The 17289-nt window shown below is 57.6% G+C and carries 17 protein-coding genes; 4 read left to right on the forward strand and 13 right to left on the reverse strand.

Annotated features, from left to right (window positions below):
- Window positions 1–71: 71 nt before the first annotated feature.
- The gene (locus ACP4QI_RS09475) at window positions 72–2234 is read left to right on the forward strand and encodes a bifunctional diguanylate cyclase/phosphodiesterase (protein WP_426494798.1); all 2163 of its coding nucleotides are present in this window, start codon (window positions 72–74) and stop codon (window positions 2232–2234) included.
- A 1-nt stretch (window position 2235) separates the two neighbouring features.
- Here ACP4QI_RS09475 and ACP4QI_RS09480 read toward each other — a convergent pair whose 3' ends face one another.
- The 7 genes from ACP4QI_RS09480 to ACP4QI_RS09510 form a co-directional block, all read right to left on the reverse strand.
- A complete protein-coding gene (locus tag ACP4QI_RS09480) occupies window positions 2236–3060 on the reverse strand; it encodes a trypsin-like serine peptidase (protein ID WP_285127815.1) in 825 nt (274 codons plus the stop codon).
- Between the two features lie 279 nt (window positions 3061–3339).
- Window positions 3340–3660: an acid resistance repetitive basic protein Asr gene (gene asr, locus ACP4QI_RS09485; RefSeq protein ID WP_231312481.1), complete on the reverse strand. Its 321-nt coding sequence runs from the start codon at window positions 3658–3660 to the stop codon at window positions 3340–3342.
- A gap of 149 nt (window positions 3661–3809) precedes the next feature.
- Window positions 3810–5297 (reverse strand): carboxypeptidase M32, encoded by a 1488-nt coding sequence (locus tag ACP4QI_RS09490; protein ID WP_426494797.1) that lies wholly within the window; start codon window positions 5295–5297, stop codon window positions 3810–3812.
- Window positions 5298–5462: 165 nt separating this feature from the next.
- The gene (locus ACP4QI_RS09495) at window positions 5463–5795 is read right to left on the reverse strand and encodes a DUF1493 family protein (protein WP_285125549.1); all 333 of its coding nucleotides are present in this window, start codon (window positions 5793–5795) and stop codon (window positions 5463–5465) included.
- The gene (locus ACP4QI_RS09500; RefSeq protein ID WP_426494796.1) at window positions 5789–6232 is read right to left on the reverse strand and encodes an STM2901 family protein; all 444 of its coding nucleotides are present in this window, start codon (window positions 6230–6232) and stop codon (window positions 5789–5791) included. Before ACP4QI_RS09500 ends, ACP4QI_RS09495 begins: the two co-directional genes overlap by 7 nt.
- 6 nt (window positions 6233–6238) lie before the next feature.
- Window positions 6239–6724 carry an Hcp family type VI secretion system effector gene (locus ACP4QI_RS09505; RefSeq protein ID WP_285125551.1) on the reverse strand — a complete coding sequence of 162 codons (486 nt, stop codon included), beginning with the start codon at window positions 6722–6724 and terminating at the stop codon, window positions 6239–6241.
- 246 nt (window positions 6725–6970) lie between these two features.
- A complete protein-coding gene (locus ACP4QI_RS09510) occupies window positions 6971–8224 on the reverse strand; it encodes an MFS transporter (RefSeq protein ID WP_426494795.1) in 1254 nt (417 codons plus the stop codon).
- 122 nt (window positions 8225–8346) lie between these two features.
- Here ACP4QI_RS09510 and ACP4QI_RS09515 point away from each other — a divergent pair, with 122 nt between their 5' ends.
- From ACP4QI_RS09515 to bioD, 3 genes are all read left to right on the forward strand, one after another.
- On the forward strand, window positions 8347–9246 hold the full coding sequence (locus ACP4QI_RS09515; protein WP_156263685.1) for a LysR family transcriptional regulator: 900 nt from the start codon (window positions 8347–8349) through the stop codon (window positions 9244–9246).
- 127 nt (window positions 9247–9373) lie between these two features.
- Window positions 9374–10594 (forward strand): sugar metabolism global transcriptional regulator Mlc, encoded by a 1221-nt coding sequence (gene mlc / locus ACP4QI_RS09520; protein WP_142489306.1) that lies wholly within the window; start codon window positions 9374–9376, stop codon window positions 10592–10594.
- 125 nt (window positions 10595–10719) lie between these two features.
- Window positions 10720–11415 (forward strand): dethiobiotin synthase, encoded by a 696-nt coding sequence (gene bioD / locus ACP4QI_RS09525; RefSeq protein WP_142489307.1) that lies wholly within the window; start codon window positions 10720–10722, stop codon window positions 11413–11415.
- On the opposite strand, the gene clcB is transcribed toward bioD, so the two are convergent.
- The 6 genes from clcB to ACP4QI_RS09555 all read right to left on the reverse strand — a co-directional run bounded on the left by clcB (window position 11350) and on the right by ACP4QI_RS09555 (window position 17186).
- Window positions 11350–12660 (reverse strand): voltage-gated ClC-type chloride channel ClcB, encoded by a 1311-nt coding sequence (gene clcB, locus ACP4QI_RS09530; protein WP_426494794.1) that lies wholly within the window; start codon window positions 12658–12660, stop codon window positions 11350–11352. The genes bioD and clcB overlap by 66 nt on opposite strands.
- Before the next feature lie 88 nt (window positions 12661–12748).
- A complete protein-coding gene (osmV, locus tag ACP4QI_RS09535) occupies window positions 12749–13900 on the reverse strand; it encodes an osmoprotectant ABC transporter ATP-binding protein OsmV (protein WP_307762708.1) in 1152 nt (383 codons plus the stop codon).
- Window positions 13900–14547 carry an osmoprotectant ABC transporter permease OsmW gene (gene osmW, locus ACP4QI_RS09540; protein WP_142489310.1) on the reverse strand — a complete coding sequence of 216 codons (648 nt, stop codon included), beginning with the start codon at window positions 14545–14547 and terminating at the stop codon, window positions 13900–13902. The genes osmV and osmW overlap by 1 nt, the downstream gene beginning before the upstream one ends.
- 9 nt (window positions 14548–14556) lie before the next feature.
- Window positions 14557–15456 carry an osmoprotectant ABC transporter substrate-binding protein OsmX gene (gene osmX, locus ACP4QI_RS09545; RefSeq protein ID WP_285110893.1) on the reverse strand — a complete coding sequence of 300 codons (900 nt, stop codon included), beginning with the start codon at window positions 15454–15456 and terminating at the stop codon, window positions 14557–14559.
- An 18-nt stretch (window positions 15457–15474) separates the two neighbouring features.
- Window positions 15475–16185 (reverse strand): osmoprotectant ABC transporter permease OsmY, encoded by a 711-nt coding sequence (gene osmY / locus ACP4QI_RS09550; RefSeq protein WP_032617901.1) that lies wholly within the window; start codon window positions 16183–16185, stop codon window positions 15475–15477.
- A 257-nt stretch (window positions 16186–16442) separates the two neighbouring features.
- Window positions 16443–17186 (reverse strand): YoaK family protein, encoded by a 744-nt coding sequence (locus ACP4QI_RS09555; protein WP_156263691.1) that lies wholly within the window; start codon window positions 17184–17186, stop codon window positions 16443–16445.
- Between the last annotated feature and the right edge of the window lie 103 nt (window positions 17187–17289).

Consider the following 17289-nt stretch of genomic DNA (forward strand, 5'->3'; position numbering starts at 1 on the left):
TCATTACAGGCAGCGAAATTCATCTCCTGTATTACGCTTAGACTGAAAGCCTTAAAAAGGACGAGGAATGAATGCATACCCCTTTAAGCTGGCGTAAAATCCCCTCTGCGAAAACTTTGTTTGTCATGATTTTTATGGCAGGGCTCGGCTTAATTTTCTCCGTTGTGACCCTGCTGTACCTCTCGCTGAACCTCATCAGCAGTAAAGCCAATGAAATCGACGAGCAGCGTACGGCCCTCTCCGTGCAGGGCGCCGTTCAGACCTCGATTAACCGGGTCTGGTCGCTGGTGATCGACAACGCCGTCTGGGATGACGCGGTGCGCGAAGCCTATCGTCCGGCGCTGGACATAGACTGGCTCTACAACACCTGGGGGGCGGGCTATAAGGTCAATAACCTGTATGACGGCACCTTTGTACTCGACGAACGCTTCCGGGTGCTGTGGGGATCGTTTAAAAGCCAGCCTTTCGCGGAAAAAAACCTCGACTTCTTTGGCGATGGCTTAAAGTCGCTGATCCTGATGCACACCAACGCCCTGAAATCGGATAAAAACATCTATGCCGGGATCACCCGCACCCGGGCGGGGATCGCCTTCGTGGGTGTCGGACTGATCCGCCCGACGATAGGCAGTTTGCAGGCGGGGGACAATACCCGCCGCTTTCTGGTCATCACCCGCCACATCAATCCGCAAATTTTGCGCGATCTGGGAAACACCTTTCAGATCGACGACCTGACCTTCACCCCGGAGCAGGTCAGCGACGTTAACGTGCCGCTGAAGAGCTCTTCGGGTGAGGTGCTGGGGTATCTGTCGTGGAAGCCGCGCCTGCCAGGGGCTGCCGCGGCCAAAGCCGCTTCACTGGATATCACCCAGATCGTGCTCTTCACCGCAGCGCTGATCCTGCTGTTTATCCTCTTCAGCTGCGTGGGGCTGTATAAACTGGCGCGCGGTGAGAACCTGGCGCGAAAGGTGGCGCGCACCGACTGGCTCAGCCATTTACCTAACCGCCGGGCATTGATTGAAGAGCTGGAGCGGGTGAGCCAGCGCGGCGATACCGATCGTAAAAGCGTGGTCTTTATCGATCTCGACGGCTTTAAAGACGTCAATGATATCTACGGCCACGAGGTGGGCGATGAGCTGATCGTTATCATTGCCGGCGCGCTACGCGACAAGGTGCCGAAAGACGGCATGCTGGCCCGCATGGGCGGGGATGAGTTTGCCATGACCATCGGCGGGGACAATGCCGAAGCGCTGGCCTCCGCCTTTGCAGGTTTTGTTCTCGATTATCTGCACAATGCGATCCGCGTCGGGGAGCGCACCATCCATATTGGCGCCAGCATCGGTATTGCCAGCGGCACCCTGGTGGAGTGCACCAGCTCGGAGCTGTTCCGTCGCGCCGATATCGCCATGTACCACTCCAAAATCACCGGCAAGGGGCGGGTGACGCACTACGATACGGAGCTGAACAGCGTGCGTGAGCGCCAGGTGGCGATTGAGAGTCAGATCCGCAGCGGCCTTGAGCGCGACGAGTTCGATGTCTGGTATCAGCCGATCATTGATGCGCGCAGCCAGAAGATGGTCAGCGTGGAGGCGCTGGTGCGCTGGCCGCGCCGCCCGGAGGGGCCGCTGCCGCCGGACGTGTTTATCACTATCGCGGAGACCAGCGGGCTGATTTATGGTCTGGGGCAGTTTGTCCTGCGCCGGGCCTGTCAGGATCTGGAGCCTTACGCGGATTTGAAACTGTCGGTCAACATCTCGCCCGCGCAGTTCCGCGACCCGGAATTTGAGGCCAAAGTGGAAGGCGCCCTCGACGTCAGCCACTTCCCGGCCACGCGCCTGCAGCTGGAGGTGACGGAAACCTACGTTCTGGAAAATCCCGAGCGGGCGCGTTCAGCTATCAACAACCTCAGAGCCCAGGGGATCGCCGTGGCGCTGGATGATTTTGGCACCGGCTACTCCAGCATCGGCTATCTCAGGCGCTTTAACTTCGACACCATCAAGATCGACAAATCGCTGGCCGGGCTGGTGGATCATGACGAGCAGGCCGCGGCCCTGGTCAGCGGCACGGTGCGCATCGCCAGCGCCCTCGGGATGACCGTCGTGGCCGAAGGGGTGGAGAACGAGATACAGATGAAACTGCTGCGGCTGGCGGGCTGCGATCAGCTGCAGGGCTTCTGGTACAGCCAGCCGATGCCGATAGAGGCGATCATGGCGCTACGCCAGCGGCGGCAGTGCTAAATCACTGCCGGGCCAGCTCTTCCAGCTTGTCACGAAAGCCGGTAATCGACAGGGCGCGGTTGTCCGCCCGCCAACGATCTTTCGCCGCCGGAGCGGAGCTTTGTACCCCGATGACCTGCCAGCCTTCGGCGGTTTTCAGCATCAGCGGCGAGCCGCTGTCGCCGGGCAGGGTATCGCACTGATGCGACAGCACGCCGGTTTGCGCCCAGCCGGTGACGATACAGTCCTGATGGGTATAGAGCACGTCGAGATGATCTTCCGGATAGCCTGCCTGGTTCACCTTGCGGTCGGCCGCTTTCAGGGCGGCGGTCAGGGCGTCTTTGTCGCCGGTAAACAGCGGCAGCGGGGTGATCCCCGATGGCGGATTACGCAGCACCACCAGACCAAAATCCCAGGAGGCGGCAGAAGGCGGCACGATCCAGCCATCGCCGTCGGCTTTCAGCCGTCGTCCAAGTGACGTCGGGACGCGCCCTTCAATGCCGTGGATCTCATAGCGCCAGCTGCCTTTTAGCGACACGAAGCGCAGGGCAACGGCGGTATCCGGTTTACCGTTTGGCGGCACAAGCAGGCAGTGGCCGGCGGTCAGCGCCAGCTGAGGGGTGATGAGGGTCGCAGTACACAGATTTCCACTGGCGGTTTCCAGCTGGCCAATGGCATCCCACGGCGAGCGGGAAGGATCGGCGACACGCGTGCGGTCGTCATGACCAAAAAACAGCGTTTGTACCTCTTTTTTGACGTTCGCAGCGTCGACACCGCCATCGTCCGCATGACTCAGCCCAGAAAAGAGAAAAAACGTTCCCAGTACAACCACAACAGATTTACGCATATCACACTCTGAAGGGGGATAATTATGATTATTAAATATGAACCCTGGTTAATAACTATAGACGGGACAGCGCGAAAGTGGGAGTAAAATCAGCGTGCTACACTCAGGAAATATAAAACACACTGGCGACAAGTGCGCACAAAATAAGCGTGATAAGAATGAACTCAAACCGATAGCGCTGAAACATAACGCCCTCCGGATAGAAAAACGGCGCTGCGACCTTGGGGGTTCAGCGCCGGGGACCAACGCGCCCCTCAGGGCACGTTAAGGTAAGTCGGCTTATGCAGCCGGTTTAGCTGCCGGGGCTGCAGCTTCGTGTTTCACTGGTTTTTTGTGGTGTTTTTTGGCTGCCTGGGCTTTCTGGGCAACCGGAGCGGCTTCCGCTTTTTTCACGTCTTTTTTGTGATGCTTTTTCGCTGCCTGTGCTTTCTGGACGGCAGCTTTTTTATGTTTTTTGTGGTGCACGGTTTTCGCAGCCGGTGCTGCGGTGGTGGTCGCGGTTGCAGCAGGTGCAGCGGTGTTGGCGACGGTGTCAGCAGCAAACGCAGCAGAAGAGAGACCCATTGCAGCGGCAACAACCAGAGCTAATACTTTATTCATCATCCTACCCTCGAATTGGTTTTTTCATTTAACCCCACTGCGGGGCCGTTGAAAGAACTATATCCCTGAAACTACGGGGCTTCCGTGAGTGATTGGTGACGGCGTGTAACGGATTGTACAGCGCCGGGTACGATACCCGGCGCGGAGGGTTACAGGTAGCGGGCGGTAAGATGGTCACGGAAGTAGCGGCTGTTGAGATCCTCCCCGGTCGCCTGCTCAATCAGCTGGGCGGTGGTGAAGCGGCTGCCGTGCTGCCAGATGCTCTGACGCAGCCAGTCGAAGAGGGCGCTGAAATCCCCCACGGCGATGGCGGCGTCCAATCCCGGCAGGGCCTTTTTCGCAGCAGCGAACAGCTGGGCGGCGTACATCGCACCCAGGGTGTACGACGGGAAATAACCAAAGCCGCCGTCCGTCCAGTGAATATCCTGCATACAGCCGTTGCGGTAGTTATCTTTGGTGGACAGGCCCAGCCACGTCTGCATCTTCTCATCCCACAGGGCCGGAATGTCCTCCACCTCGATCTCGCCGTTAATCAGCGCCCGTTCGATCTCATAGCGCAGCACCACGTGTGCCGGATAGCTCACTTCGTCAGCATCCACGCGGATGTAGCCCGGCTTAACGCGCTGGTTCCAGGCGACAAAGTTCTCCGGCGTGAAGGCCGCCTGGCTGCCGAAGCGCTCATGCACCGCCGGGAGCAGGTGGTTGAGAAACGCCTTGCTGCGGCCAAGCTGCATCTCAAAGAACAGGCTCTGGGATTCGTGAATAGCGGTAGAGCGTGCCAGGGCGATGGGCTGGCCGAGCCAGTTGCGCGGCAGGTTCTGCTCGTAACGGGCGTGGCCGGTTTCATGGATCACCCCAAACAGGGCGCTGAGCAGCTCGTCTTCATCGTAACGGGTGGTGATGCGCACGTCTTCCGGCACGCCGCCACAGAACGGGTGGGCGCTGACGTCCAGACGACCGGCATTAAAGTCGAAGCCGAGGGTCTTCATCGCCTCCAGCCCCAGCTCGCGCTGGATCGCCGTCGGGAACGGGCCCTGCGGCGGCACGAAGGACTGCTGCGCCTGCTTTTCGACAACCTGGTTCAGCAGATCCGGTAGCCAGGATTTGAGATCGCCAAACAGCTCGTCAAGCCGGGCGCTGGTCATGTCCGGCTCGAAGATATCCAGCAGCGCATCGTAAGGGGTGCAGCCTTTGGCTTCGGCGCGCAGGCGGGCCTCTTCCCGGCTCAGCTTTACCACCTCTTTCAGGTTGGCAGCAAAGCCCTGCCAGTCATTCGCCGGACGCTGGGTGCGCCAGGCATGCTCGCATTTACTGCCCGCCAGCGATTTGGCTTCAACCAGCGACTCTGGCAGCAGCGCGGCCTGCTGATAATGGCGGGTCATTTCCCGCAGGTTGGCCTGTTCGACGTCGTTAAGATCTTCGCTTTCAGCGTTACGCAGCCAGTCGGCCACTTTTTTATCGGTCAGGATCTGATGTTGCAGCACGCTCAGTTCTGCCAGCGCTTCGCCCCGGGCGGCGCTGCCGCCCGCGGGCATCATGGTGAACATGTCCCAGCTGGCGATGGCGGAGAGGTGGGAGAAGCGGGACAGGCGCTGGAAGGTGCGGGTGAGTTGCTGATAAGAAACGTTTTTCGGCATAGTTGTTGTTCTCGTTCAGGTGGATGTGTTCAGGGGAGTTTACCGTGATTCATATGTGATTCATGCACTTTTCATACATTCGTTTGAGGTAAGGAGAAGGCAGAGATTCTGGCTACCGACAGAGAGCTGACAGGAAATAGGGGGCATAAATGCCCCATTATGTGGTTAGTCATACAGCCATCGGCCTGCTTTTGCAGACTCAGAAAGCATACGAAGCGTTAGCGGTTCTGGTTCATCATCATCCTTTCCGCTAGTGAATAAGGCGTAAAGGATAAATGTCTCCTCAGGCCAGTATCGGTAAAATTCGAAGTTAGCAGGGTCCACATCGAAGCGTTTAAAATAGTCGCTCATGATTTCAACCCCTGTCTCACTTGCCCAAACGTAATCACCCGTGGAGAGGCTGGTATCAAGGGTTACGGGCCATGTCTTACGGGTGAACAGGGAAGGCTTATTGTACCTTTCACAGTACCAGGTAATTACCTCTTCATCTGTCACCATACCTTGTCTTTTCCTCTGGCTATGGTGTTGTATTTCGTTGTCGCTTTATAAGCGATGGTTGATATATCAGCAGCAATAACGAAAATTCCAATGACAGGAATCCATCGTCCTACAAATGCACCGAGATTAGTGACGTAAGCAAACTTCATCCTTCTGATACTGGAGTTGGTGAGGGTGGGCAAGCGTCTGGTTTCGATATTCAGCCAATGGCGCAACTGTGAGCTCAGTTGCGATGTTCCGGGTGTTGTCCCGCCAGGTTTCCCTCTTGTTGCGATCTCAGGTTGACCGAGCAGAATTAAACCTACTGTCAAAAGATCGCTTGTTCCAAACTGTTCAGCCGCCTCATCAAGGAAAATCCAGAAAAGTAATTCTCCAGCGGAAAGATTCGAATATCCCTTATAGAAATACGTTCCGTTAAGTTCTTCCACACTATCCATGTATAGTTACCCGGTTGTGCGTTCTGCCCATGCGTCGGAATGCTGAATGTTTCCGTCCTTGAATGTCCATGTGATTTTGGCGTAGCGTAATTGTACCTGTTCAAGGTGACCTGCATTTATTACGGTCCTGATGTCATGCATCATTGGTGTTACTGATACAATCTTCACACCTTCCAGGAACATGTTGTAATACTCAACTTCCTGGCCTGCATCGTTAATGCAATACCATTTAAACTCAGCACTCTGAAGAGTTTGCCCAGTGGAGACCGCTTTCATCAGGTAAGGGGATGAACTGTCAAACTCCTTTTCGAACATCAGGGCGCCGTGTACGCGTGTTCCTGTTAGTTTCCCGGTATTGCCATCGGTTGGGATATATAAGTTATGGCTGAATGAGGTGATTTCTATGGATTGCTCACGATGCCTTACATCTACAGAACCCTTGATGAGAGCGCCGCCATCATCTTTGAGCCAAAGATAAGTCGGGATTGCCATATTCCATTATCCTTATGTCTATTGTGCTTAATCCATTAGAAGCCTAACCTGCAAGCATTGATGAGTAAATGTCCAGATTGAGATAAGTTTTTGTTTATTAATACTTAAAAATGATTTTAGCGTGATTGGACCTGGAAATCCCCGTACCAGCTTTGTACCGGCACGGGGTCGAAGCCAAAGTGAGAGGACGGATACTCGGAAATGCAATATTGGTGGATCCGCTACTCATCTCACCAGATCAGACTCTCATTTCAATCGCTGATGAAGGCTTCTCCCCACCACCAGCGCCCCACACAGCATCAACGCGATAAACCCGCCCACGCCGTTCCAGCCATACTGATGCCAGAAGACGCCGCCCAGCGTCCCGGCAATGCTGGAGCCCAGGTAGTAGCTAAAGAGATACAGCGACGAGGCCTGGCCTTTGGCGCGGCGCGCGCGCGGGCCAATCCAGCTGCTGGCGACCGAGTGGGCGGCGAAAAAGCCGGCAGAGAAGAGCAGCATTCCGGCGAAAATCACCCACAGATTGGCGAGGAGGGTTAACAACACCCCGGCCAGCATGATGCCTGTCGACGCCAGCATCACCGGACCGCGGCCAAAACGGGTGGTCATCGCCCCGGCTTTCGGTGAGCTCCAGGTGCCGGTCAGGTAGGCCACCGACAGCAGGCCAACCAGGGCCTGATTCAGGTGCCAGGGGGCGAGCATCAGCCGGTAGCCAATGTAGTTAAACAGGGTGACGAACGAGCCCATCAGCAGGAATCCGGTGAGGAACAGCAGGGGCAGGCCCCGATCGCGCCAGTGCAGGCGGAAGTTAATCAACAGCGTTTTTGGCCGCAAGGCCGTAGGACGAAAGTGGCGCGACTCCGGAAGGATTTTCCAGAACATCAGCGCTGACGCCAGCGCAAAACAGCCGATCGCCGCCAGCGCAATCCGCCAGCTAAAGAAGTCGGTAAAGACCCCGCTGAGCAGCCGTCCGCTCATCCCGCCGATGGAGTTACCGCTGATGTAGAGCCCCATCGAGAAGGCGACAAAGCTGGGGTGGATCTCCTCGCTGAGGTAGGTCATGCCTACCGCCGCCACGCCGCTGAGAGAAAGGCCGATCAGCGCACGCATGATGAGTATCCCGTGCCAGCTGGTCATCATCGTCGACAACAGGGTACAGACCGAGGCCAGCAGCAGGGCGGTAACCATCACCGGTTTACGCCCGATGGCATCCGACAGCGGGCCGGTAAAGAGCAAGCCGACCGCCAGCATCCCGGTGGAAATGGAGAGCGAAATACTGCTGCTGGCGGGCGTCACGCCAAACTCCTGCGACAGCACCGGCAGGATCGGCTGCACGCAGTAGAGCAGGGCGAAGGTCGCCAGTCCGGCGGAGAAGAGCGCCAGGGTGACGCGCATAAACTGCGGGGTGCCGCGTTTGATTAACTGCACCGGGCGCGATTTGGCCGGTAAGAGATCGATATCATCTGTCGGGGCGATATCAGCCGTTGTTGTACGACTCACGTAAGTTCCTTGCTTCAACATCCCCGTGATTTCTGGTGACGGGTATGACCACAGGGATCAGGGTAGGAAAATGTAAATATTCTGTCTAATATATTAATAATCTCAAATGATACGTTAAAAATATGAACATTGAACTGCGTCATCTGCGCTACTTTGTGGCCGTCGCGGAGGAGCTGCATTTTGGTCGTGCGGCGGCGCGGCTGAATATCTCCCAGCCGCCGCTGAGCCAGCAAATTCAGGCCCTGGAGCTTCAGGTGGGGGCCCGTCTGCTGGCGCGCACCAACCGCAGCGTGGCGCTGACGGCGGCAGGACGCCAGTTTCTGGCGGACAGTCGGCAGATCCTGAGCCAGGTGGATGAGGCGGCAGCCCGGGCGGAACGCCTGCATCATGGCGAAACCGGGGAGTTGCGCCTCGGGTTTACCTCTTCCGCGCCCTTTATTCGCGCCATCTCGCAAACCCTGTCGTCGTTTCGCCGCCTCTCCCCGGATGTGCATATCCAGACCCGGGAGATCAACACCCGGGAGCAGATCGTCCCGCTGAGCGAAGGCTCGCTCGACCTCGGCCTGATGCGAAATACCCAGCTGCCGGATACTCTGGCGTGGCAGCGGGTGCTGCGCGAGCCGCTACTGGCGATGATCCACCGGGATCACCCCCTGGCGGCAAAGCCTGTGGTTTCGCTTGCGGAGCTGGCCCATGAGCCGTTTGTCTTTTTCGACCCGCATGTCGGCACCGGCCTGTATGACGATATCCTGGGGCTGCTGCGCCGCTACGGGGTTACCCCGGTCATCACCCAGGAGGTGGGCGAGGCGATGACCATTATCGGACTGGTGGCGGCGGGGCTGGGCGTGTCAATCCTGCCCGCCTCGTTCAAGCGCCTTCAGCTGAACGAAATGCGTTGGGTGGCGATAGCCGAACCGGATGCGGTGTCGGAGATGTGGCTGGTGTGGTCGAAACATCATGAGCTCAGCGCGGCGGCACAACGTTTCAAAAATCTACTGATTAATGCCTCTTCCGGCGGCTAAGCCGCAAAAAAGGCGGGCAAAAATGTGCTGTAAATCACAAGGCTAAGTAAAAATTTGACGATTACTGTAGAAGTGCTTCACCATAGCCCACAGTTTATTTCGAAGCTCGAAAATAAGGGAGTACGTGGTGGTTGCTGATAGTCAGCCTGGGCATATCGATCAGATTAAGCAGACCAATGCGGGTGCAGTATATCGCCTGATTGATCAGCTTGGGCCGGTCTCGCGCATCGATCTTTCTCGCCTTGCGCAACTGGCACCTGCCAGTATCACCAAGATCGTACGAGAAATGCTCGAAGCGCATCTGGTGCAGGAGACGGAAATTCAGGAGCCGGGCAGCCGCGGCCGTCCGGCAGTAGGTCTGGTGGTGGAAACCGAAGCCTGGCACTACCTCTCGTTGCGTATCAGCCGGGGTGAAATCTACCTGGCGCTGCGCGATCTCAGCAGCAAGCTGGTGGTGGAAGAGCAACTGCCGCTTGAGCTGAAAGCCGAGCTGCCGCTGGAGGTACGGATCACCGCGCTTATCGATCAATTCTTTATTCATCACCAGCAGAAGCTGGAGCGTCTGACCGCCATCGCCATTACCATGCCAGGCATCATTGATACCGAAAACGGTATTGTCCACCGGATGCCGTTCTATGATGACGTCAAAGAGATGCCGCTGGGAGAGGTGCTGAAAAACCACACCGGCGTGCCGGTCTATATTCAGCATGACATCAGCGCCTGGACGATGGCCGAGGCGCTGTTCGGCGCCTCACGCGGGGCGCGGGACGTGATTCAGGTGGTGATCGACCACAACGTGGGGGCCGGGGTGATTACCGATGGCCGTCTGCTGCACGCCGGCAGCAGCAGCCTGGTAGAGATTGGTCATACCCAGGTCGATCCCTATGGTAAACGCTGCTACTGCGGCAATCATGGGTGTCTGGAGACCATTGCCAGCGTCGACAGTGTGCTGGAGCTGGCCCAGCTCCGCCTCGGCCAGTCGATGAGCTCGTCGCTGCACGGGCAGCCTTTGACGGTGGCGTCGCTTTGCGCGGCTGCCCAGCAGGGCGATCTACTGGCTAAAGATATCATTACCGGCGTCGGCACCAACGTCGGGCGCATTATTGCCATTATGGTTAACCTCTTTAACCCGCAAAAGATCCTCATCGGCTCGCCCCTGAGCCAGGCGGCAGAGGTTCTCTTCCCGGCCATCGCCGACTCCATCCGCCAGCAGTCCCTGCCAGCCTACAGTAGGCATATCGTGGTGGAGAGCACCCAGTTTACCAATCAGGGCACGATGGCCGGTGCCGCGCTGGTAAAAGATGCGATGTATAACGGTTCACTGCTGATCCGTCTGCTACAGGGTTAACCGTTTCTTACAGACTTACTAAAAATTGCGCTATCTCAAACTGAGCGGATAGCGCATGCCTTAGACTTCCCCCACTGAATTATTTCCTTGATTTATATTTCCAAAGCATAACGGTGGAGTGAGTGATGCTTAAGCGTTTCTTTGTAACGGGTACTGATACTTCTGTCGGTAAGACGGTGGTGTCCCGCGCCTTGCTGCAAGCCCTGATGGCAAGCGGCAAGAGCGTTGCAGGGTACAAACCGGTAGCAAAAGGGAGTAAAGAGACGCCAGAGGGATTGCGCAATAAAGATGCGCTGGTGTTACAAAGCGTCTCCTCGATTGAATTGCCCTATCATGCGGTAAACCCCATCGCCCTCAGCGAAGATGAGAGCAGCGTGGCGCACAGCGGGCGGGTCAATTACAGCCTGTTGTCGGACGGGCTCGCCAGCCTGAGCGAGCAGGTCGATCATGTGGTGGTGGAAGGGACCGGCGGCTGGCGCAGCCTGATGAATGATTTGCGTCCGTTATCGGAGTGGGTGGTGCAGGAGCAGCTCCCGGTGCTGATGGTGGTGGGCATTCAGGAAGGCTGTATTAACCATGCCCTGCTGACGGCGCAGGCCATTGCCAATGATGGTCTGCCGCTGGTGGGCTGGGTGGCAAACCGCATCAATCCGGGCCTGGCCCACTACGCTGAAATCATTGACGTGTTGAGTAAAAAACTGCCTGGCCCGCTGGTGGGCGAGCTGCCGTATCTGCCGCGCGCAGAGCAGCGCGAGCTAGCGCACTATATCGATCTCTCGGCTCTCGGCAGTGTGTTGACCGTAGACAGAGTCGTGGCGTAACGTCCGCGACAGGACCGACGCCACCACGCAGGCAATCAGCAAGCCGGGCAGCAGAAGATACTGCCCGGTCATTTCACAGACCATCAGCGCCGACATGATCGGTGCGTGCGTCGTGGCGGCAAGCAGTGTCGCCATACCCGCCAGCCCCAGCAAAATCGCAGTTTCAGACCCTGGCAACCACAGCATAAAGAGTTGCGCAAACAGCATCCCGGTCGCCATGCCGACAAACAGCGTTGGCGTGAAGACCCCGCCCGGTGCGCCTGAACCGCTGCTGGCGAGCACGGCCAGCAGCTTGCAAATGAATACCCCCGCAATGACCGACAGCACAGGCGGCGCCAGCAGAAACGCCTGCACCACGCTGTAGCCATTGCCCCACACTTTGGGCGTCAGCAGCGACAGCAGCCCGACAATCAGCCCGCCCAGCGCCAGCTGCCACGGCGGCGAGAGTTTCAGGCGCAGAAACAGAGCGTGGCTGAAGGACATCAGCCACATCAGCGCCGGGCCGCAGACGCCCGCTAGCAGGCCCATGCCGACCATCAGAGCGTAATCCACCCCGGTCAGGGTTTCGCTGAGATGCACCTCATACAGCGTGCTCGCACCCGGACTGAGCAGGCGGGTGGCCAGCAACGCCACCACCGCGGCAATCACCACCGGGCCGAGGGACGCCAGCATCAGGGTGCCGAACAGGATCTCGGCAATAAACAGGCTCCCGGCTAAGGGCGCGTGGTAGGCGCTGGCCATCCCGGCGGCGGCCCCGCAGGCGATCCACAGTTTCCATTCTGATTTCGGCGTAAAGCGCTGGGCAAAAAAGGAGGCGGCGAGGGCGGCCAGCAGGATCATCGCCCCTTCACGACCAATGGCGCTGCCGCTGGCAACTACCAGTAACGACGCCAGGGATTTCACCAGGCTGGCACCATAATCGAACCGCCCGTCGCCCGTTTCCAGTGCTTCCATATAGTCGGTAGGGGCATGGGGACGCTGCGCCGTCATCCGCTGCCATCCCCATAGCAACAGTCCGGCCGCCAGTCCGCCCAGGGCGGGCGTCAGCGCACGCCGCCAGGGCGAAAGCGCGCTGGCCGCATTCACCAGGCTGCCGCTTTCGTTACTCAGGAACAGCCACTCCAGCAGGTACATGGCGTGACGAAACACCGCCACGGCCAGCGCCGCCAGCACGCCGGTGACGGTGGCAATCAGCAGCCTGCGAAACATCGCGCGGATGTCAGGGTAAGCATGGAGTCGATGCATGGGTTACGCGTAAACAGGGAAGATACAATATTGTGAGGGGAAATCGCGGGGTTAGCAACGTAAAGCGCCGGGCAGGGCCCGGCTGACTTTATGAGTTCTCGCTATGAATATTCAGCGCCCGGCGGGTGCGGCCAGAGCTGAGGTATTCCGCGATATAGTCCTGGGAAATCTCGCCGTTATAGCGCCCGTCCTCATCAACAATCGGCATCCAGCTGGTATTACTCTCATACAGGCGGGAGAGCACCACGCGAAGGTTGTCCTCCGCCTTGCCGGTCATGCGGAACGGATGGATCAGATCGGCGCAGGTACCGGTGGCATGACGCGCTTCCCGGCGCTTCACAAAGCCCAGCGGCTTGCCGTTTTCATCCACCACGGTCACCGCGCGGATATCGTTATCGTCCATCGTGGCGAAGGCCTCAGGCAGCGGCGTGGCCGGGCGAACCGTGATCGTCGGCTGCTGGTCCGTTACATCTCCTGCAGAAACCAGCAGCAGGCGCTTCAGGGTACGGTCCTGGCCGACGAATGAGCCGACAAACTCATTCGCCGGTTTAGCCAGCAGTTCGTCCGGGCTGGCGCACTGGACAATTTTCCCCTGACGGAAGACGGCGATGCGATCCCCCAGCTTCAGCGCCTCGTCTATGTCGTGACTGACCAGCATCACGGTCTTTTTCAGCTTGCGCTGCATCTCAAGGAACTGGTTCTGGATCACCTCGCGGTTAATCGGGTCGACTGCACCGAACGGCTCATCCATCAGCAGCACCGGAGGATCTGCCGCCAGGGCGCGGATCACGCCGATACGCTGCTGCTGACCGCCGGACATTTCGCGCGGATAGCGGTTGAGGAACTTATGCGGATCCATCGCCACCATATCCATTAGCTCTTCGGCGCGGGTTTTACAGCGGGCTTTGTCCCAGCCCAGCATCCGTGGCACCACGGTGATGTTCTCTTCGATGGTCATGTTCGGGAACAGACCAATCTGCTGGATCACATAGCCGATGTTGCGGCGCAGGGTGACGGTATCCATGTCGCTGGTGTCCTGACCGTTAATCAGGATTTTGCCGCTGCTTGGGGTAATCAGGCGGTTAATCATCTTCAGGGTAGTGGTCTTGCCGCAGCCGGACGGGCCGAGCAGGACGCACATTTCCCCTTCGGGCACGTTCAGGTTAACGTTGTCCACGGCCTTAACGCTCTGGCCCTGTTTCTGTGAAAATTGTTTGGTGAGGTTTTCCAGTTTTATCATTATCGAATCCCCTTTGGAGTCAGAACGATCTGCAGACGGTGCAGTAACCAGTCGAGCACAATCGCTAAAAGACAAATCATCAGCGCACCGGCAATCAGCATACGAATATCGCTTCCGCCAATGCCGTTAAGCAGCAGCAGGCCCAGCCCGCCAGCACCAATCACCGCGGCAATCGCCATCACGCCGATGTTCATGACTACGGCGGTGCGGATCCCGCCAAAGATCACCGGCAGCGCCATCGGAATTTCTACCCAGCGCAGACGCTGCCAGAAGGTCATGCCGATGCCGCGACCCGCTTCGCGCAGGCCCGGCGGCAGGCTGTCGAGGGCGGTGTGGGTGTTACGCACAATCGGCAGCAGCGAGTAGAGAAACACCGCCGTAATAGCGGGCAGAGCGCCAATACCCTGACCGATCATGGAAAAGAGTGGGATCATCAGGCCGAACAGGGCAATCGACGGGATGGTCAGCACGATGGTGGCAATCCCCAGTACCGGCGTCGCCAGCCATTTGTGGCGCACAATCAGAATGCCCAGCGGCACGCCGATAATAATGGCTAAGCCCACGGCCAGCGCCACCAGCCACAGATGTTGCAGCGTCAGGGTTAACAGATAGCCCCAGTTATCAATAATGTAATGAACCGTATCCATAGCGCCTCCTTACAGCAGCTGCTTGCTACGCAGGAAATCACGGGCGACCTGCTGCGGTGACTGATGATCGATATCCACCTTCTTGTTCAGCTCGGTGATAACGTCGTTGTTGAGCTGGGCGGAGAGGGTATTCAGCGCCTCTTCCAGACCCGGGTTAGCCTCCAGGGTGTCCTTACGCACGACCGGCGTCACCGCATAGCTCGGGAAGAAGCCCTTATCATCTTCCAGCACTTTCAGGTCAAAACCCTTCACGCGCCCGTCGGTGGTGTAGATCAGCCCGGCATCGACAAAGCCGTCGCGCACCGCGTTATAGACCAGACCGGGATCCATCTGGCGGATCTGCGGGCGATCCAGCTCCAGGTTGTAGGCGGCCTGCAGCGGCTTCATGCCGTCGCTGCGCCCGGAAAACTCGAGATCGAGCCCCAGCAGCCAGTTGTTATCCGGGTCGGTTTTACGCACCTGCTCAACCTTCGCCACCAGCTCTGACATGGTGTTGATATGCTCCGCCTCGGCGCGCTTACGTTGCATAGCAAAGGCGTAGGTGTTGTTCATGTCAGCAGGCTTAAGCCACACCAGGCCGTGCTTCGCATCCAGGCGTTTCACCGTCTCGTACGACTCCTGCGGCGACATGCGTTTGTTGATGTGGTTAAAGATGATCAGCGAGGTACCGGTGTACTCCCAGGTCATATCGATCTGCTTGTTGATCATCGCGTTGCGAGAGATGACCGTCGCAATGTTGGTCTGGGGCTGAACCTGAAAGCCCTTCTTTTGCAGATACTGCACGGTCATGGCCGAGAGAATGTGCTGCTCGGTAAAGCTCTTGGTCGCCAGAATCAGCGGCGCGGCGAGCGCCTGGCTGGAGAAGAGCGCGGCGGCGCACAGCGCCGTCAGGCCGGTAAACAGTCTCATAGAAGCTCCTTGTTATAATTATCGCGCGAGATGCGGGCTCATCAGGCGACCCAGCGCCGCCAGCAGCGTATCCAGAATCAGGGCGAACAGGGCGGTAGCCGCAGCACCCAGGATCAGCGTCGGGAAGTCGTTCAGGTAAATACCCGGGAAAATCAGCTCGCCGTAGCTGCTGGCGCCGATCAGGAAGGCCAGCGGCGCGGTACCGACGTTAATCGCGGTAGCGATGCGGATCCCGGAGAGCATCACCGGCCAGGCGTTGGGGATTTCCACCTGCCACAGACGCTGCCATTTGGTCATCCCGATGCCGTTCGCCGCTTCCAGCAACGACCCCGGCACGGAGCACAGCCCCGCGTAGGTGTTACGCACGATCGGCAGCAGCGAGGCCAGGAACAGGGCGATGATGGCAGGGGTATCACCAATGCCAATCACCACCATCGCCAGGGCCAGAACGGCCAGCGGCGGCAGGGTGTTACCGACGTTAAAGATCTGCATCACGTATTCGGCGATACCTCGCGCGGCCGGACGGCTCAGCAAAATCCCGCTCGGGATACCAACCAGCAGGGCGAAGAACATGGAGGAGAAGACTAAAATCAGATGCTGTTGCCCGAGATAGACCAGGTCAACCTGGCGCGCTTTGATCGTCTCGAGCCCAATTCCCCAGACGAGGAGGGCGACGACCACGATAATCGCGCCGACAAAAAGCAGCGAACGTTTGAATAATGGATGCATTGCGATGTGTCTCCCTGTGCGCATGCGTTATAGCAACCACCGGTTGCCTGTTGTTATGCCATGATTCGGCAGGGGTAATTGAGCTATAGCAAGGGATTGGGAAGGGTTCCAGCGAAGCGGTAAAATCAGTAACCCTATGAAAACAGGGGTAATCATAGTTTAAGCCTTATGGGATAAGGCCTGGTCAGGGGGAGGCAGAATAGTCTTAAAGATATTCTCATTAAGTGACGCTGTCACTTAATGAGAAGGCAAGTGTGTTATTTGCTGAGGGCAGTGCGGACTTTTCGCACACGTAGCGAGGTGCTGATGATGGAGAAAGCGGCCACGAAAACCAGCATGAGCCCCAGCGCCAGCATCGCATTGAAGCCAAACCACCGGAACAGTATCAGCCCGGCAATACCCCCGGTAATGAATGAGAAGAGGGTGGTGAGATGGGTTTTGAGCTGGCTTCGTTGTGCTGCGGTATCTTTGGAGTAATCCCGGCGCAGCATCGCCACTACCACCGAGGCCAGCGAAATACCTGCGTCGGTTAACGTGCCGGTAATGTGCGTGGATCTTACCCGTCCGCCGGAAAGCTGGGTGGAAGTTGAGTTATGGATCCCCATCAGGCCGCAGAGAAAAACAATAATTTCCCGATTGGTGGTGAAGGTATGAAAATACATTTCATACAGAGACACACCGGCCAGTAATAGCCCTTCAATAAACAAAACCTGACAAAAAATGAGCCGCACATTCTGAATGATGCCCCATAAAACGATAATCCGGGCAATAATTGCTCCCGTAACAAACGACAAAATAATGGTGGCAAAGAAAATAATATCGTTCAGATCCGTTGAGGAGACTTCACTGGAGAATTGCGAGGTATTGCCGGTCATATGGGAAGGAAAAAAACCGAATGCCCCCAACGCAATAGCATTCAGTAATCCTGCGGAGGTGGCCAGCCAGAGGGCAAGCCGGCGATCCTCCTGATGCGTTCGTTCTTTCTTGAGTTTAATCAGCAAAGAATACCTCCGGTTTGAGCTTTGCCTGAATAATCAGGCTAGCAAAGACAATTCATGGGTTGTCCAGGATAGCGCTTAATTATTACGGCACCGGAGGCCGGGG

Source organism: Leclercia sp. TB492 (assembly GCF_049974505.2).
Classification (GTDB): domain Bacteria; phylum Pseudomonadota; class Gammaproteobacteria; order Enterobacterales; family Enterobacteriaceae; genus Enterobacter; species Enterobacter adecarboxylatus_C.

Bases quoted from the DNA above. Each gene is read 5' to 3' on its own strand.
- osmV (WP_307762708.1), bottom strand. From the start codon at position 13,900: ATGATAAAACTGGAAAACCTCACCAAACAATTTTCACAGAAACAGGGC.
- ACP4QI_RS09475 (WP_426494798.1), top strand. From the start codon at position 72: ATGCATACCCCTTTAAGCTGGCGTAAAATCCCCTCTGCGAAAACTTTG.
- ACP4QI_RS09495 (WP_285125549.1), bottom strand. From the start codon at position 5,795: ATGGTGACAGATGAAGAGGTAATTACCTGGTACTGTGAAAGGTACAAT.
- osmX (WP_285110893.1), bottom strand. From the start codon at position 15,456: ATGAGACTGTTTACCGGCCTGACGGCGCTGTGCGCCGCCGCGCTCTTC.
- asr (WP_231312481.1), bottom strand. From the start codon at position 3,660: ATGAATAAAGTATTAGCTCTGGTTGTTGCCGCTGCAATGGGTCTCTCT.
- clcB (WP_426494794.1), bottom strand. From the start codon at position 12,660: ATGCATCGACTCCATGCTTACCCTGACATCCGCGCGATGTTTCGCAGG.
- ACP4QI_RS09500 (WP_426494796.1), bottom strand. From the start codon at position 6,232: ATGGATAGTGTGGAAGAACTTAACGGAACGTATTTCTATAAGGGATAT.
- bioD (WP_142489307.1), top strand. From the start codon at position 10,720: ATGCTTAAGCGTTTCTTTGTAACGGGTACTGATACTTCTGTCGGTAAG.
- osmY (WP_032617901.1), bottom strand. From the start codon at position 16,185: ATGCATCCATTATTCAAACGTTCGCTGCTTTTTGTCGGCGCGATTATC.
- ACP4QI_RS09505 (WP_285125551.1), bottom strand. From the start codon at position 6,724: ATGGCAATCCCGACTTATCTTTGGCTCAAAGATGATGGCGGCGCTCTC.
- ACP4QI_RS09490 (WP_426494797.1), bottom strand. From the start codon at position 5,297: ATGCCGAAAAACGTTTCTTATCAGCAACTCACCCGCACCTTCCAGCGC.
- ACP4QI_RS09515 (WP_156263685.1), top strand. From the start codon at position 8,347: ATGAACATTGAACTGCGTCATCTGCGCTACTTTGTGGCCGTCGCGGAG.
- ACP4QI_RS09480 (WP_285127815.1), bottom strand. From the start codon at position 3,060: ATGCGTAAATCTGTTGTGGTTGTACTGGGAACGTTTTTTCTCTTTTCT.
- osmW (WP_142489310.1), bottom strand. From the start codon at position 14,547: ATGGATACGGTTCATTACATTATTGATAACTGGGGCTATCTGTTAACC.